The 14,430-nt window shown below is 72.9% G+C and carries 11 protein-coding genes; 5 read left to right on the plus strand and 6 right to left on the minus strand.

Annotation, left to right across the window (positions count from 1 at the left end):
- Nucleotides 1-53: 53 nt before the first annotated feature.
- Both AC07DA_RS08735 and AC07DA_RS08740 read right to left on the minus strand, forming a co-directional pair.
- Entirely contained in the window at nt 54-1,637 is a 1,584-nt protein-coding gene (locus AC07DA_RS08735; protein WP_479125877.1) for an AMP-binding protein, read from the minus strand.
- Nucleotides 1,634-3,313, minus strand: coding sequence for an AMP-binding protein (locus AC07DA_RS08740; protein ID WP_479125879.1), 1,680 nt, complete (start codon nt 3,311-3,313; stop codon nt 1,634-1,636). Before AC07DA_RS08740 ends, AC07DA_RS08735 begins: the two co-directional genes overlap by 4 nt.
- A 126-nt stretch (nt 3,314-3,439) precedes the next feature.
- Between AC07DA_RS08740 and AC07DA_RS08745 the strand changes: the two genes are divergently transcribed.
- From AC07DA_RS08745 to AC07DA_RS08760, 4 genes are all read left to right on the plus strand, one after another.
- The gene (locus AC07DA_RS08745) at nt 3,440-4,258 is read left to right on the plus strand and encodes a helix-turn-helix transcriptional regulator (protein ID WP_479125880.1); all 819 of its coding nucleotides are present in this window, start codon (nt 3,440-3,442) and stop codon (nt 4,256-4,258) included.
- 204 nt (nt 4,259-4,462) lie between these two features.
- Nucleotides 4,463-7,315 carry a helix-turn-helix transcriptional regulator gene (locus AC07DA_RS08750; RefSeq protein ID WP_479125881.1) on the plus strand — a complete coding sequence of 951 codons (2,853 nt, stop codon included), beginning with the start codon at nt 4,463-4,465 and terminating at the stop codon, nt 7,313-7,315.
- A gap of 204 nt (nt 7,316-7,519) precedes the next feature.
- Nucleotides 7,520-7,657, plus strand: coding sequence for a hypothetical protein (locus AC07DA_RS08755; RefSeq protein WP_479125883.1), 138 nt, complete (start codon nt 7,520-7,522; stop codon nt 7,655-7,657).
- 163 nt (nt 7,658-7,820) lie between these two features.
- Nucleotides 7,821-8,483, plus strand: a complete 663-nt coding sequence (locus AC07DA_RS08760) for a LysE family translocator (RefSeq protein WP_479125885.1) — start codon at nt 7,821-7,823, stop codon at nt 8,481-8,483.
- An 89-nt stretch (nt 8,484-8,572) separates the two neighbouring features.
- On the opposite strand, the gene AC07DA_RS08765 is transcribed toward AC07DA_RS08760, so the two are convergent.
- From AC07DA_RS08765 to AC07DA_RS08775, 3 genes are all read right to left on the minus strand, one after another.
- Nucleotides 8,573-9,688, minus strand: coding sequence for a winged helix DNA-binding domain-containing protein (locus AC07DA_RS08765; protein ID WP_479125887.1), 1,116 nt, complete (start codon nt 9,686-9,688; stop codon nt 8,573-8,575).
- 79 nt (nt 9,689-9,767) lie between these two features.
- Nucleotides 9,768-10,916: a hypothetical protein gene (locus AC07DA_RS08770; RefSeq protein ID WP_479125888.1), complete on the minus strand. Its 1,149-nt coding sequence runs from the start codon at nt 10,914-10,916 to the stop codon at nt 9,768-9,770.
- A 34-nt stretch (nt 10,917-10,950) separates the two neighbouring features.
- Nucleotides 10,951-11,166, minus strand: a complete 216-nt coding sequence (locus AC07DA_RS08775) for a KTSC domain-containing protein (protein WP_479125890.1) — start codon at nt 11,164-11,166, stop codon at nt 10,951-10,953.
- Nucleotides 11,167-11,552: 386 nt separating this feature from the next.
- Here AC07DA_RS08775 and AC07DA_RS08780 point away from each other — a divergent pair, with 386 nt between their 5' ends.
- Nucleotides 11,553-13,439 carry an ATP-dependent nuclease gene (locus AC07DA_RS08780; protein ID WP_479125891.1) on the plus strand — a complete coding sequence of 629 codons (1,887 nt, stop codon included), beginning with the start codon at nt 11,553-11,555 and terminating at the stop codon, nt 13,437-13,439.
- A 389-nt stretch (nt 13,440-13,828) separates the two neighbouring features.
- Here AC07DA_RS08780 and AC07DA_RS08785 read toward each other — a convergent pair whose 3' ends face one another.
- Nucleotides 13,829-14,419, minus strand: a complete 591-nt coding sequence (locus tag AC07DA_RS08785) for a hemerythrin domain-containing protein (protein ID WP_479125892.1) — start codon at nt 14,417-14,419, stop codon at nt 13,829-13,831.
- Between the last annotated feature and the right edge of the window lie 11 nt (nt 14,420-14,430).

Raw genomic sequence — 14,430 nt, forward strand, 5'->3', positions numbered from 1 at the left:
GGCGTCGATCTTACGGGCCTGGTCCCCGTACGACCGAACGCCCCCGCGGTCGTTCAGACGGTGTAGCGCTCGCGCAGTTCCACCTTGCGCACCTTTCCGGACACCGTCATCGGGAAGGCGTCCAGCACCTGGAGCCGGCTCGGGACCTTGTAGTGCGCGAGCCGTCCCCGGCAGAAGGCGCGCAGTTCCTCCAGGGTCGGCGGGTCGTCCGGGTCGCGGGCGATGACGCAGGCCAGGACCTCCTCGCCGTAGTGCTCGTGCGGCACGCCCACGACCTGGACGTCCTGGATCTTGGGGTGGGCGTGGAGGAACTCCTCGATCTCCCGGGGGTAGATGTTCTCCCCGCCCCGGATGATCATGTCCTTGATGCGGCCGACGATCTCGACGTAGCCGTCCTCGCGCATCACGGCGAGGTCGCCGGTGTGCATCCAGCGCCCGGCGTCGATCGCCTCGGCGGTCTTCTCCGGCTCGTCCCAGTAGCCGAGCATCACGCTGTAGCCGCGCGTGCACAACTCGCCCGCCACCTCCCGGGGCCGGGTCACGCCGGTCACCGGGTCGACGATCTTGACCTCGATGTGCGGCAGGACCCGCCCGACCGTGCCCGTGCGGTGCTCCAGGTCGTCGTCCCTGCGGGTCTGCAGGGAGACCGGGGACGTCTCGGTCATGCCGTAGCAGATGGAGACCTCCGCCATGTGCATCTCGGCGACCACCCGCTTCATCACCTCCACCGGGCAGGGCGAGCCCGCCATGATGCCGGTGCGCAGGGAGGAGAGGTCGTAGGAGGCGAAGTCCGGCAGGTTCAGCTCCGCGATGAACATGGTCGGCACGCCGTAGAGCGAGGTGCAGCGCTCCCGCTGGACCGCGTCCAGGGTGGCCGCGGGGTCGAAGGACGGGGCCGGAATGACGACGCAGGCGCCGTGCGAGGTGGCGGCGAGGTTGCCCATGACCATGCCGAAGCAGTGGTAGAAGGGCACCGGGACGCAGATCCGGTCCTGTTCGGAGTAGGCGAGCAACTCCCCCACGAAGTAACCGTTGTTGAGGATGTTGTGGTGGGAGAGGGTGGCGCCCTTGGGGAAGCCGGTGGTGCCCGAGGTGTACTGGATGTTGATCGGGTCGTCGCAGGACAGCTCCGGGTACGCCGGGTCCGGCATCACCCGCGCGAGCAGCGTCTCCCAGCCCGGGTCGCCGAAGTACACGGCCTCGCGCAGTTCGGGGCAGCGGCCCCGCACCCGTTCCACCATGGCCCGGTAGTCGCTGCTCTTGTGGCGTGGCGAGGCGAACAGCAGGGACACCCCGGCCTGCTTCAGGACGTACTCGACCTCGTGGGTGCGGTAGGCCGGGTTGATGTTCACCATGATCGCGCCGATGCGGGCGGTGGCGTACTGGACGAGCACCCACTCGGGGCAGTTGACGGCCCAGATGCCCACCCGGTCGCCCTTGGCGACGCCGGACGCCAGCAGTGCCGACGCCAGGCGGTCGACGTCCCCGGCGAAGCGCGCGTAGGTCCAGCGCCGGCCGGAGGGCACGTCCACCAGGGCCTCGCGGTCCGGCCACGCGGCGACGGCCCGGTCCAGGTTCGCCCCGATCGTGTCGCCGAGCAGCGGCGTGGTTGCGGTGCCGTGGCTGTAGGAGTTCACCGGAAGTCCTCCTCGCGGTACTCGGCGTCCGAACCGGCGGCCGTGGCCTCGCGCAGCGCGATCCGGCGGATCTTGCCGGAGACGGTCTTGGGCAGGTCGGCGAACTCCAGGCGGCGGACGCGCTTGTAGGGGGCGAGGATCTGACGGGAGTGCTCGAACAGGACCTTCGCCGTGTCGGGTCCCGGCTCCCAGCCGTCCGCGAGGACGACGTACGCCTTCGGCACCGACAGCCGCACCTCGTCCGGCGCGGGCACCACCGCCGCCTCGGCCACCGCCTCGTGCTCCAGCAGGGCGCTCTCCAGCTCGAAGGGGCTGATCTTGTAGTCGGAGGCCTTGAAGACGTCGTCGCCGCGGCCGATGTAGGTCAGGTAGCCGTCCGCGTCGCGGGAGGCGATGTCGCCGGTGCGGTAGTAGCCCCCGGCCATGGCCTCCGCCGTGCGGTCCGCGTCGCCGTGGTAGCCGGTCATCAGGCCGACCGGACGGTCCGAGAGGTCGAGTGCGATCTCGCCCTCGGTGGCACCGGGCGCGCCGGAGACGGGGTCGAGCAGCTCGACGCGGTAGCCGGGGCTGGGCCGGCCCATCGAGCCGGTCTTCAGGGGCTGGCCGGGGCTGTTGGCGACCTGGACGGCCGTCTCGGTCTGGCCGAATCCGTCCCGGATGGTGACCCCCCAGGAGCGCCGGACCTGCTCGATGACCTCCGGGTTGAGCGGTTCGCCGGCGGCGACGACCTCGCGGGGCGGGGTGCGCAGCTGGGTGAGGTCGGCCTGGATGAGCATGCGCCACACGGTCGGCGGCGCGCAGAAGGTGGTGACGCCCGCCCGGTCCATCTCGGACATGAGCCGGGCCGCGTCGAAGCGCGTGTAGTTGTGCAGGAAGACGGTCGCCTCGGCGTTCCAGGGGGCGAAGAGGTTGGACCAGGCGTGCTTGGCCCAGCCCGGGGAGGAGATGTTCAGGTGCACGTCGCCGGGCTTGAGGCCGATCCAGTACATGGTCGACAGGTGGCCGATCGGGTACGAGGTGTGGGTGTGCTCGACCAGTTTGGGCCGGGCGGTGGTGCCGGAGGTGAAGTAGAGCATCAGGGGGTCGTCGGACCGGGTGGGGCCGTCGGGCGTGAAGTCGGCGGAGGCGCCGTGGGCGTCGTCCAGCGGCAGCCAGCCGTCCGGCACGGATCCGGCGGCACCGGCGGCGATGCGCGTGTAGTCGCCGGGGACCTCGGCGAACTTCGCGGCGTCCTCGGTGCGGGCGATGACGTGCCGGACGCGTCCGCGCTCCACCCGGTCGCGCAGGTCGGCGGGGCCGAGCAGCGGGGTGGCGGGGATGACCACCGCGCGCAGCTTCATCGCCGCGAGGGCGGTGATCCACAGCTCGGCCTGGTTGCCGAGCATGACGAGGATCCGGTCCTCGGCGCGCACGCCCCGGGCCCGCAGCCAGGTGGCGAACCGGGACGATCGCCCGGACATCTCCGCGAAGGACAGCCGCGTCTCGGCGCCGTCCTCCTCGACGATGTGCAGGGCCGTGCGGGCGTTGCCGTCGGCGATCTCGTCGAACCAGTCGAGGGCCCAGTTGAAGTACTCGGGACGGGGCCAGCGGAAGCCCTCGTAGGCGGTGGCGTAGTCCTCGTGGTGTGCCAGCAGGAAGTCCCGCGCGCTGCGGAACTCCTCCGTCGCCGATGTCATGCGTCCTCCTCGGTGCCGGACCATTGCCGGGCGGCTCCGAGCCATCGTGTAATCCGTGATGCGGGTCTCACCACCCCCGAACGGGGGGATGCGCCCGCACAGGCGCCGTAGTGAAGGGGCGAACAGGTGACGGCAGACGCGTCCGACACGGTCGAGGTACGCAACGCGCTGCTGCGCCTGCGGCGCGCCACAGGGCTGCCGGTGGCCTTCGGCGGCCTGCTGGAGGCCGGGCGGCACATGCGCATCAGCGAACTCAGCGGCACGGCGACCCACGCCCTTCGGTCGCTGGTGGTGACGTCCGGGACCGGCCTGGGCGGCAAGGCGGTGGCGCTGTCGCGGCCGTGCGTGGTGACGGACTACTCCGCCTCGCGGCAGATCAGCCACGAGTACGACGCCCCGGTGGCCGTGGAGGGGCTGCGTTCGGTGCTGGCCGTGCCGGTGGTGGTGCGGCACCGGGTGCGCGGGGTGCTGTACGGGGCGCTGCGCACGGCTCAGCCGCTGGGCGGGCGGATGCTGGACGCGGCCGTCGAGGCGGCGCGCGACGTGGAGCGGGCGCTGGTGGTGCGGGACGAGGCCCGCACACTCGCCGCGGGCGGCGGCGCGGGCGCGGGCTGGGAGCAGGTCCGGGAGGCGCACGCGGCCCTGCGGGCGCTCGCGCCGCGGATCGACGACCCTGGGCTGCGGGCGGAGCTGCTCGGCGCGTGCGCGCTGCTGGCGGCCGGTCCGGGTGGGTCCGTTCCCCCGTCCCGGGTCCGGCTCGCGCCCCGGGAGGTGGACGTGCTGGCGTGTGTCGCCGCGGGGGCCACGAACGCGGTCGCGGCGGAGCGGCTGGGGGTGACGCCCGAGACCGTCAAGGGGTATCTCAGGTCGGCCATGCGCAAGCTGCGGGCCCGGACCCGGGGCGAGGCCGTGGTCGCCGCACGCCGGGCCGGGTGGTTGCCGTAGGTTCGAGGTGTTCCGCACCGTTCCGGTCCGGTCGGCCGGCCGACCGGTTCCCGAGGGGGCACCCGCGGCACGTTCCCCCGCATTCGGGACCGAGGTGAATTCGTCCGCCGGCCCGGGTTGTTATTTCCCTCACCACAGCGTCCGTCCGAAATTCAAAGAGCTGTTGCCTAATATTGGCCAGGACACGACACAGGGAGGACAGAGGTGACCGTTCGACGGGACTTCCAGGAGCCTCCCAGGAGCCGCCCCGACCTGGTCATCGGCCGGGAGGAACTGTTCGCGACGGCACGCGACCAGCTCGGCCGGGGCGGGAGTGTGCTGCTCCACGGCCCGGCCGGAATAGGAAAGTCGACGGTCCTGCGCGCGCTGGCCGCGGATTACGGCGGCCCGGGCCGGACCGTCTTGCGCTGCTCGGCCACCGAGTCCGAATCCCATCTGCCCTTCCTGGCCCTGGCCGATCTGTTCGGCCTGGTGCTCGACGAGGTCTCCGGCCACCTGCCCGCCGCGCAGCGCACGGCGCTGGAGTCGGCGCTCACCGGCCGCGGCGAGTCCACGCTGCAGCGCGACGGGCTGGCGCTGCGCCTGGCCGTGCTGTCGGCGCTGCGGGTCCTGGCCGCGAAGGGGCCGGTGCTGGTCGTCGCCGACGATCTGCAGTGGCTGGACGCGGCCAGCGCCGAACTGCTCGGTTTCGCCGCCCGCCGGCTCGGTGACACGCCCGTGCAGATGCTGTCGGCGGTGCGGACCGAGGGCGAGGAGTACGACCGCCATCTACGCGCGTCCCCGCCGGACACCCTGGCGGTCCGGCTCGGCCCGCTCACCCGTGCGCAGGTCTCCGCGCTGCTGGACCACCGCGGCTACACGCCCCTGTCCCGCTCCACGGTGCGCGACATCCACCGCACCAGCGGCGGCAACCCCCTCTTCGCGCTGGAGCTGGGCCGCGCCCTGGCCGAGAGCACGGCCCGGCCCCGGCCCGGTGAGCCGCTGCCGGTGCCCACCTCGCTGCGTGCGCTGGTGCTGAGCCGCCTGGAGATGCTGTCGGACGAGGCCCGCCGCACCCTCCTGGTGGCCAGCGCGGGTGCCCGGCCCACCCTGGCGCTGCTGCACGCGGCCGGGCGGGAGCACGCCGAGGCCGAGACGGCCCAGGCGGCGGCCCTGGGGCTGCTGGCCACGGACCCGGAGGCGCCGGCCCTGCGGTTCGCGCACCCGCTGATCTCGGCCGCGCTGTACGCGGAGGCCCCCGCGCAGGAGCGGCGGGCCGTGCACGCGGCGCTGTCCAGGGCGGCCTCCGACCCGATCGAGCGGGCCCGGCACCTGGCCCTGGCCACCACCGGCACCGACCCGGAGGTGGCGGCGCGGCTCGCCGAGGCCGGCGCGCTGGCCCGGGACCGCGGGGCCCCGTCCGTGGCCGCCTCGCTCGGGCTGCTCGCGGCCCGGCACACCCCGGCCGACAGCGTCCCGGGGCCGGACGAGCGGCGGCTGCAGGCCGCGGAGGACGCGATCACGGCCGGCGAGGCCGATCTCGCCCGGGACATCGCCCGGGACGTGCTGACCCGCGCGACCGTGCCCGCGGAGCGGGTGCGGGCCTGGATGGTGGTCATCGAGGCGGCCGGGCAGGCGCTCGGCGAGGTCGACGCCGTCTTCCCGCAGGTGCTGGCCGACGCGGGTGACGACCCGCGGCTGCTCGCCCTGGTCCACTACCAGCTCGCCTGGCGGGGCCTGGTCGTCGAGGGCGACTTCGCCGAGGCCCGGCAGGAGGCCGCGCACGCGGCGGAGCTGGCCGCCCGCGGCGAGGACCGGCGCACGGAGCTGATGGCGCTGTCCTTCCAGGCCTCCACCGAGACCCTGATGGGCCACCCGGACGCGCCCGCGACGGTCAAGCGGGCCCTGAAGGAGCCCCAGGACCCGTACGTGGCCTGCCACCACAACGGCGCCGGCTCGGCCCGCTTCCGCTGGCTGATCATGAGCGACCAGCTGCCCGAGGCGCGCGCCACCATCACGGCGCTGCTGCGCGAGGTGCGGCGGCGCGGCATGGTCGAGAGCGAGGTGCACTTTTTGCGCTTCCTCGCCGACACCGAGCTGCGCTCCGGGCACTGCGGCCGGGCCCTGGACCTCGCCCGCGAGAGCCTGCGCCTCGCCCGCGACTCGGGCATCGGCGAGGGTGCCTCCGCCATGCTGACCTCCCTGGCGGAGGCCTCCGCCGGGGACGTCGACCGGGCGCTGGCCCTGGCCCGCGAGGCGGCCGACCACGCCGAGGTCGACGGCGACCAGATGTACCTCTCCCGGGCCCTCGCGGCCCTGGGATACGCCCAGCTGGTGGCCGGGGACCCGGCGGGCACGGTCCGTTCGCTGCGCCGGGTGCGGGAGCTGGAGCAAGGGCTCGGCATCAACGACCCGGCGCGCGGCCGCTGGCACGGCGACCTCGCCGAGGCCCTGGTCCGCATCGGCGAGCCGGGCGAGGCGCAGGACGTCATCGACACGGCCCGGGTGCACGCGCTGCGGCTGGGCCGCGAGAGCGTGCTGGCCGTGCTCGACCGGGCCGAGGCCCTGGTCCGGGCCGCACGCGGCGAGCACGAGGCGGCCGTGGTCCGTCTGACGTCGGTGCAGGACCGGCTCGGCCGGCTCGGCTACGGCCTGGAGGAGGCCCGCGCCGCCTTCGCGCTGGCCCGGCTGCGCGCCCAGGCCGCCGCCCGTCCTCGCCCGGGCGGCACTTCCCTGCCCGGACCGGCGTCGTACGACGAGGCCGCCCGGCTGTTCCGGCGCTGCCGGGCGCTGCCCTGGCTGCGGCAGGTCGACGCGGCCGTCACGGCCGGGCCCGGGGCGGTGGAACCGGCCTCCGTCGCGCCTCCCGTGGCGCTCGACGCGCTGGAGGGGCTGGCCTCGATGGAGCGTCAGGTCGCCTCGCTCGTGATGGAGGGCGCGACCAACCGGGAGATCGCCGGCCGCCTGTTCATCAGCGTCAAGACCGTCGAGGCGACCCTCACCCGGGTCTACCGCAAGCTGGGCATCCGCTCGCGGGTGGACATCGTCCGGCTGGCCGCGGGCCGCCGCAGCACCTGATCCGGCCTGGTTCACGGCGCCGCACCGAGGGTTTTCCCTGCCCAACTCCGCTAGGGGGTTCCCTCATTGGGGGCCCTCGCCGCCGAGCCCTAGCTTTGGGGCGTGCCGCTCGCCGGGCACACGGAGATCCGCACAACGGCGTCAGGGTCCCCGTGCTCCACCCCGCCCGCGCAACCCCCCACCGGCAACTCCCCAAGGAGACCCATGTTCGGGCTCAACGCCGCCAGGAAGGCCGTCGCCGTCGCCGCGGCCACCGCTGCCGCCGCCACCACGGCCGTGGCCGCGCCCCAGCCGATCGCCGGCGGCACCACGACCACGACGACCGCGTACCCGTTCGGCTGACGACCTTCTCCAACGTGGTCACGAGGCAGGTCAACTCGTGACCCGCTAGTCCCGGGCAACCCCCGGGTGAAAGACCAGGGGGCGTTGCGGGCCTCCACGAGCGGCCCGCAACGCCCCCTCTCCACGTACGGCCCCGGGTACGGGCTGCTTCAATGGGGGGCGGATGGGAGTGATGCCCGTGGTCGCCGCCGACCGTCTCCTCGCCTTCGCCGTGATGTCGCTGCTGGTCATCGTGATCCCCGGCCCCAGCGTGCTGTTCGTCATCGGACGGGCCCTCGCGCACGGGCGGCGCAGTGCCGTGGCGACGGCCCTCGGCAATGTCGTCGGCTCCTACCTGCTCGTCGTGGCGGTGGCCGTCGGCGTCGGCTCGCTGGTCGAGAAGTCGGTGACGGTGTACCTGGCGGTGAAGCTGGCGGGTGCCGCGTACCTCGTCTTCCTCGGGGTGCAGGCGTTCCGGCACCGGGGCGACCTGCGGGCGTCCGGGATCGGCGCGCGTCCGGCGGGTCCGGCCCGCGGCGATCTGCGGACGCTGCTGGACGGGGTCCTCGTCGGCGTCACCAACCCCAAGGGTGTGGTGTTCTTCGCCGCCGTGCTGCCGCAGTTCGTGGACCACGCGGCGGGTCACGTGCCCGTGCAGATGCTGGTGCTGGGCCTGGTGCCGATCTCCATCGGCCTGGTCACGGACACGCTGTGGGGCCTGACCGCGTCGGCGGCCCGCACCTGGTTCGCCCGGTCGGACCGCCGGCTGTCCCTGATCGGCGGGGCCGGCGGCTGCACGATGATCGGCCTCGGCGTGTCGGTGGCGGTGACGGGCCGGGCGGACTGAGGGGCCGGGGCGCGCGCCGCGCCGTACGGACCGGGGAAACCGGCCTCGCGTGCGGCGCCGGCGCGTTCGCGCGCCCCGCAGCGGCGCGTTCACTTGCGCACGGTGCCGAAGCGGATGTCGTACGGCGTGTCCGGATGCATGATCCGCAGTATCCGCTCCGCCTCGGCGGTGACCTCCTCGCGCCGGGCCGGGCCGAGCCGCTCGAACGGCTCGATGACCAGCGCGTCCTTCTCCAGCCGCCACAGGCCCGCGAGGAAGCCGTCGACGAGGAGCGTGCAGTAGGCGATGTTGCCCTGCCAGCTGCGGCCGCGGTGCTCGGCCGGGACGACGCGGGTGCGGTCGGCGTGCGAGAGCAGCAGGTTGTCGAACTCGGGCAGGAAGCGCGGCGGGGCCGGGGTGTCCGGGTCGGGGCGCGGGGCGTCCGGCAGGTCGAAGAGTTCGGTGCCCTTGTCGTCCCGGAAGGTCACCAGCCGCGGGCGGAGGCGCTCGAAGGCCTCGCCCAGGCGGGTCAGTCCGGCCCAGGTCTGCATGTCCCGCACGGAGGCCGGGCCGAAGGCGGCGAGGTAGCGCAGGACGACCGCGTCGGGTGTGGCGGGCTCTCCGGCGGGGCGGCCGAGCCACTGTTCGGCGGTGGTGAGGCTGACCTGTCCGCTCCTGCCCCACAGGCCGCGCGGGGTGACCTGCACCAGTGGCAGGCGGCACCGGGCGGCGACGGCCAGGGCCTGCGGGTCGGCGTCGGGCCACTGCTGGACCAGGGCCTCGCGCAGCTGCTTCATGGTGCGCGGCTCGGCTTCGACGAGGTCTCGGGCCAGTCGGTCGAGCCGGTCCAGGTCGACGCCGGTCAGGCCCTTGCGGAAGTTGGCCAGCTCCCGGTCCATCGCGGGCTGGGTCAGCGGCCGCAGGGCGAGGCAGTCGGCGGCGGTGTGGGTGTGGAGGGTGGAGCGCAGGGTGACGATGCGGACGACCTCGCGGTCGGCCATCGGCCGCGACAGGTCCTCCGGCGCGAATCCGTCGAGCCGGGCGGCGAGCGCGTAGTACGGGGGCCTGACGTTCTGCGCCTGCAGACCGACCAGGCGCTCGACGGCGCCGGCGGCGGACATCCGGGCGGGCCGCAGGAGCAGCTGCCGGTCGAGGGTGGCGCGGTTGAGGGCCCGGGTCCCGAGGAGGGGTGCCGTTCGGGTGACGCTCCGCTGGGTGTTCGTCATGAGGCGACGGTACCGGCGCTTGCGGACAGGTTCTGTCCGCGACTGCGGGGCGCGGGGGCCGTCCCCGCGCCCGGGCCGGTCAGACGGAGGACTCGGGACCTCCCAGGAGGCGCTGGATCGCGGACAGGACGCCTTCCAGGGCGCCGGGCTCGGCGGCGAGGGCGGCCAGCGAGACGGACGGCCAGGCGTTGTAGTCCTTCGCCGGCAACGACTCCAGCCGCGCCGCCAGTTCGGGAACGGGCGGCAGCCAGCCCGCGAAGGCCGCCGCTCTGTCCCGGCCGAGGTGGTACGTGATCGAGCCGAAGGCGAAGGAGAGGTCGTCCCGTGCCGGCGGGTCCTGCAGGGACAGGCTCCAGACCGGGACCTGCCGCCCGGAGACCACGTAGTAGCCGGACATGCTCCGGTACTTGGCGGTCCCGCCCTCCGGTCGCCCGTGCGCCGCCGCGTGATCGAGCAGCGTGGTGGCGACACGCCGCACCTGCGGATCGGGCCGTGACCGGATCACGGCGTCCATGTCCTGCCGCGTGGTCCGCCGCACGGAGCGACGGCCGGAGGCGGACTTCGCCGCTGTGGCCACCTCCCCGTGGACGCGCGGCACGAGGACACGGAGGTCTCCGCCGTTGCGGTACTGGGCCAGCTCGACCGCGTACACATCGGTCTGGCGCATCTGCCGGTTGAGGAACTCGACGATCGCCCGCAGCTCCAGCGGAATCCGGTCGGCGACGAACAGCAGCCGCATCTGCCCGGCCGCCAGCCGCTCCTCCACCACCGCCCAGAAGTCCTCGGCCGCACGGTCGCCGAGGAGTTCCGCGTAGGCCTCCTCCAGCGACCGTCCGTCCCGGACGCAGGTGTCCTCGAACGAGCGCTGCAGGAGCGCCGCGGGCCAGTAACGGGCGGCGTTGGCCGCGTAGTCCAGCATCTGCCCGACGACCTCACGCCGGATCCTGGTGTCGGTGGCCCGCTTGACCTCCACCAGGGTCGGCACGCCGTCGGCGTCGACGAAGAGGTGATCGAGCCAGTACGCCGCCCCGCTCTCCGGGCTCGTCGGCACCTCCATCTCCCGGGCCACCAGCACCAGCCGCAGCGGCCGGCCGTCGGCCAGGGTCCCGAAATCCAGCATCCGGGGATGACGCGCCAGGAGTTCCTGGAAATCGGCCTCGGACTCGAATCCGGCGGGCTCCAGGGCTTGCAGGTCCTCGCCCAGCACGAACACCGGCTGTTCGGTCACGTCTTTCCCGCCCTCCCGGTCCGTCTCCCGCCCGTCATGCGACGCGCACCACTGGATAGCCCGCCTTCTTCACGAAGGCGTGCAGGTATCCGCCTTTGCTCGCCGCGTTCATCAATCCGCTGTGCACACCGGCCGGTACGCCCGCGTACTGGTAGACCGACCCGTTGCGGAACTGCACTTCGAGCGTTCCCGAATCCGGCTCGTAGCCGACGGACGCCAGGTGGGAGGAGACGACGGATATGCGCTGCACGGAGTTCACTTTCGGCTTCGGCTGGCGGCGGACGCGGCCGAAGCTCCCGTTCGGGCACGTGCCGCGTGGGCATGCAGCCTAGAACACATGGGCGGCACTGTGGATACACGGAGCAATACGGGCAACAACGGTCGACATTTGTCAGGTTCGGCCAGTCTGCGGTCGAACTCCCCCTCCCCTGGGTGGCACTGGCGTTCGCCCGATCGCACCCCGGCGAACGAGGCGGCGGGCCGGGCGGCGGGATCGGGCCGGAGCCCCCACACGGGGAGCGACGGAAGTCCTAGGATGGGGCCTCCGAGACGCCTGGTGCCGCCGTGCAGGTCGCCGGCGTCTATCGACGCTGTCGGCACGGGGGCAGCACAAGGGTGTGGAGCGGTCGACCAGCGGTGTATCTCAAGAACTTCTCGGTGAACGGCTTCCGTTCGCTCCAGGACGTCCACGACATCCCGGTCAGCAAGCCGACCATCCTGGCCGGACACAATGACGGCGGCAAGAGTGCGCTCCTGGACGCGCTCGGCCTTCTCGTCGGTAACCACGGCATGGCCGACGACGACCGCAGTTACACGCGCTGCACCGACTCCGACGGAGCGGAATCCCTCGGACGATGCACCGAGACCGTGGTCTGCGGCGAGTTCACCCTGGACCCCTGGGAGCAGAAGGAATTCGACCTGCCGTCGCAGGTGCGCCTGCGACGCAGGGTGGACGCCGGCCTGAACGCGTCACTGGAGATCTGGAGCTCCCTGCCGAGGGATGACCGGCTGACGGACCTTTCCCAGTACCTGCTGCCGGAACTGAGGGAATTGGCGGCGGAGTTAGGCGTCAGGCCGGACGCCCCCAGGCCGAGGAAGGCCGATTTCGAGAAGTGTCTGAGGGATTACGGCCGCCGGCACTCCGACAGGCAGGGCTGGCTGTCCGCACCGTCCGGCCTGCAGCGGCGCATGCCGAGGGTCCTGGTCTTCGACGGGAAGGCGGCCCGGCCCGACGAAGCGGTGAAGACGGCGCTCAGCGGGAAGTTCCAGGCCCACATGGCCGACGCCGCCCTGCAGGGCAAGCTGTCGGCGGTCGAGGACGAGGTGAAGGAGCGGCTGCGCATCGACGCCAAGTCGCTGTGCGACCACATCAAGGAACGCTGCCCCGACCTCACCGAGGTGTTCGTCGAACCCGACGTGTCGTTTCAGCGGGGATTCAACGGCGCTCCGCTGCGGATCAGCCGGGTCAAGGGCGCGTCGGTGGGTCTGGACCGTTCGGGTCTGGGCAGCAACCGGCGGGTCTCGCTCGCCGTGTGGGAGTGGACCAGTGAGCTCCTGGCGGACGAGGAGGCCGATGCGGGCGGCGCGTCCGTGCCCGGCAAGCCGGACGACGAAGCCGAGCCGCCGGCGGTGCAGACGATCGTCGTCTACGACGAGCCGGACACGCACCTCGACTACCACCATCAGCGCAAGGTGATGGGGCTGATCCGCAAGCAGGCCGCGATTCCGCACGTCAGCGTCATGGTGGCCACCCACTCCATGAACCTGATCGACGGCGTCGACATCTCCGACGTCGTCCACCTCAAGCTGGACAACCTGCGTACCGTCGCCGAACGCATCGGGGCGGATGAGGTCGGCGAGGCCATCGACCTGCACCTCGGCAAGATCGCGTCGGCTCTGGGGCTGCGCAACTCGGTGCTCCTGCACGAGCGTTGCTTCCTCGCGGTGGAGGGGGACACCGAGCAACGGGCCTTTCCCCTCCTGTTCCGCCTGTGCGAAGGGCTGTCGTTGCAGGCGGCCGGCGTGGCGCTGTGGGCCTGCTTCAACAACGAGGGAGCGCTGCACCTCGCCCGCTACCTGATCAGACACGGGCGCACCTTCCTGCTGGTCGTGGACGCCGACAGCCGGACCCTCCCCAAGAGCATCTTCAAGGAGCACAAGCTCAGGGAGCACTTCGGGCCGAACGTCGCGGACCACGTGAAGTTCATCGGCGAGACCGACGGTGCCGGAGGGGACGACGTGGCCGAACTCGAAGCGCTGTTCGACGACGATCTCTGGGCTGCCGTCGCGAACGAGGTGTGGCCCAGGAACACGGGAAGCTGGGCACCGGGGGACTTCGCCCGGCTGCGGAACGAGAAGAAGTTCAGCGCGGCGGTGGAGGAGATGCTGCAGACCGGCAGTGACGTGGGCCCGGGAGGGAAACCGGACATGATGTACCGGTTCGCCCTGGCGCTGAAGGACGCCGAACAGGTCCCGGGGCAGCTGCGGCAGGTGTTCGCGGAGGTCAGGAAGCTAGCCGAGTAGGGGTGCCGGAGGGGCCCGAGGATAAGGACCCGGCGGCACGCCGGCGGCGGGCGAGCATCCGCTCCTTGCGTTGCTGCGGTGTCGGCGGTTCCCACTTGTGCCAGCCCACCGGCGGCTTCCAGCGCTGCATGTGTTCACGCTCGTCCACCCCGCACCAACGGCATCCACCGGGTGCGGGTAAGCGCAGGTCGGAGCCTTCGTCTGGCATGGACATCGTCCCTCCCTCACTTACCCCCATTGTTCCCCCACCCACTGACATCAGCCCTCGCGGTGCGGCCCGGTCGGGCGCCCCCGCGCGCCCGGGCCCGGGCGCGCGGGGGCGCCCGCGCCGCCCGGCGCGGGCGGTGGGCGGCGCGGGCGGGGGCGGCGCGGGCGCCGGGCGGGGCGTGTCAGTCCTTGCCCATGGCCTTGCGGACCGCGTCCTTGGTGCGGTCCATGAGCGCGGCGACGGGTCCGAGGGCCATGTTGGCCGCGCCGGACTCGACGCCCGGGTGCGGGCGGGTGGGGGCCATGGCCTCGGCGGCCTTCACGGCCCTGGCCATGGAGGCGAGGCCGGAGGCGTCGGTGCTGCGGCGGATGTGGGTGAACTCGTAGCGCTCCTCCGCCCGGGCGTGCTCCTGCACGTCCGTGCGCAGCGCCCGCAGCCGCGGCAGGAACTCCGGGTCGTCGGTGTCCATGTCGTCCAGGGCCGCGAGGGTCTCCTTGGCGGCGCGCTCCTCGGCGAGCCGGTCCTCCACGACCTGTTCGCCGCCCGGCAGCGACCGGCGGGCGAAGGGGTGGACGACCTCCTCCTCGGCGGTCTCGTGCACGGCCAGCAGCCGCACCAGACGCCGGAAGGCGTCCCGGCGTTCGTCGCCCTCACTGGCCTCCACCTCGTCGAAGAGGTTGCGGATGTCGCCGTGCTGGCGCATGAGCAGCGCGACGACGTCGGTGTCGCGCGCCTGGTCGTCGCCCGCCTGGGGGGTGTGCAGATCCGTCATGACCGGTTTCC

The sequence above is a fragment of the Streptomyces sp. NPDC044921 genome (assembly GCF_056432865.1).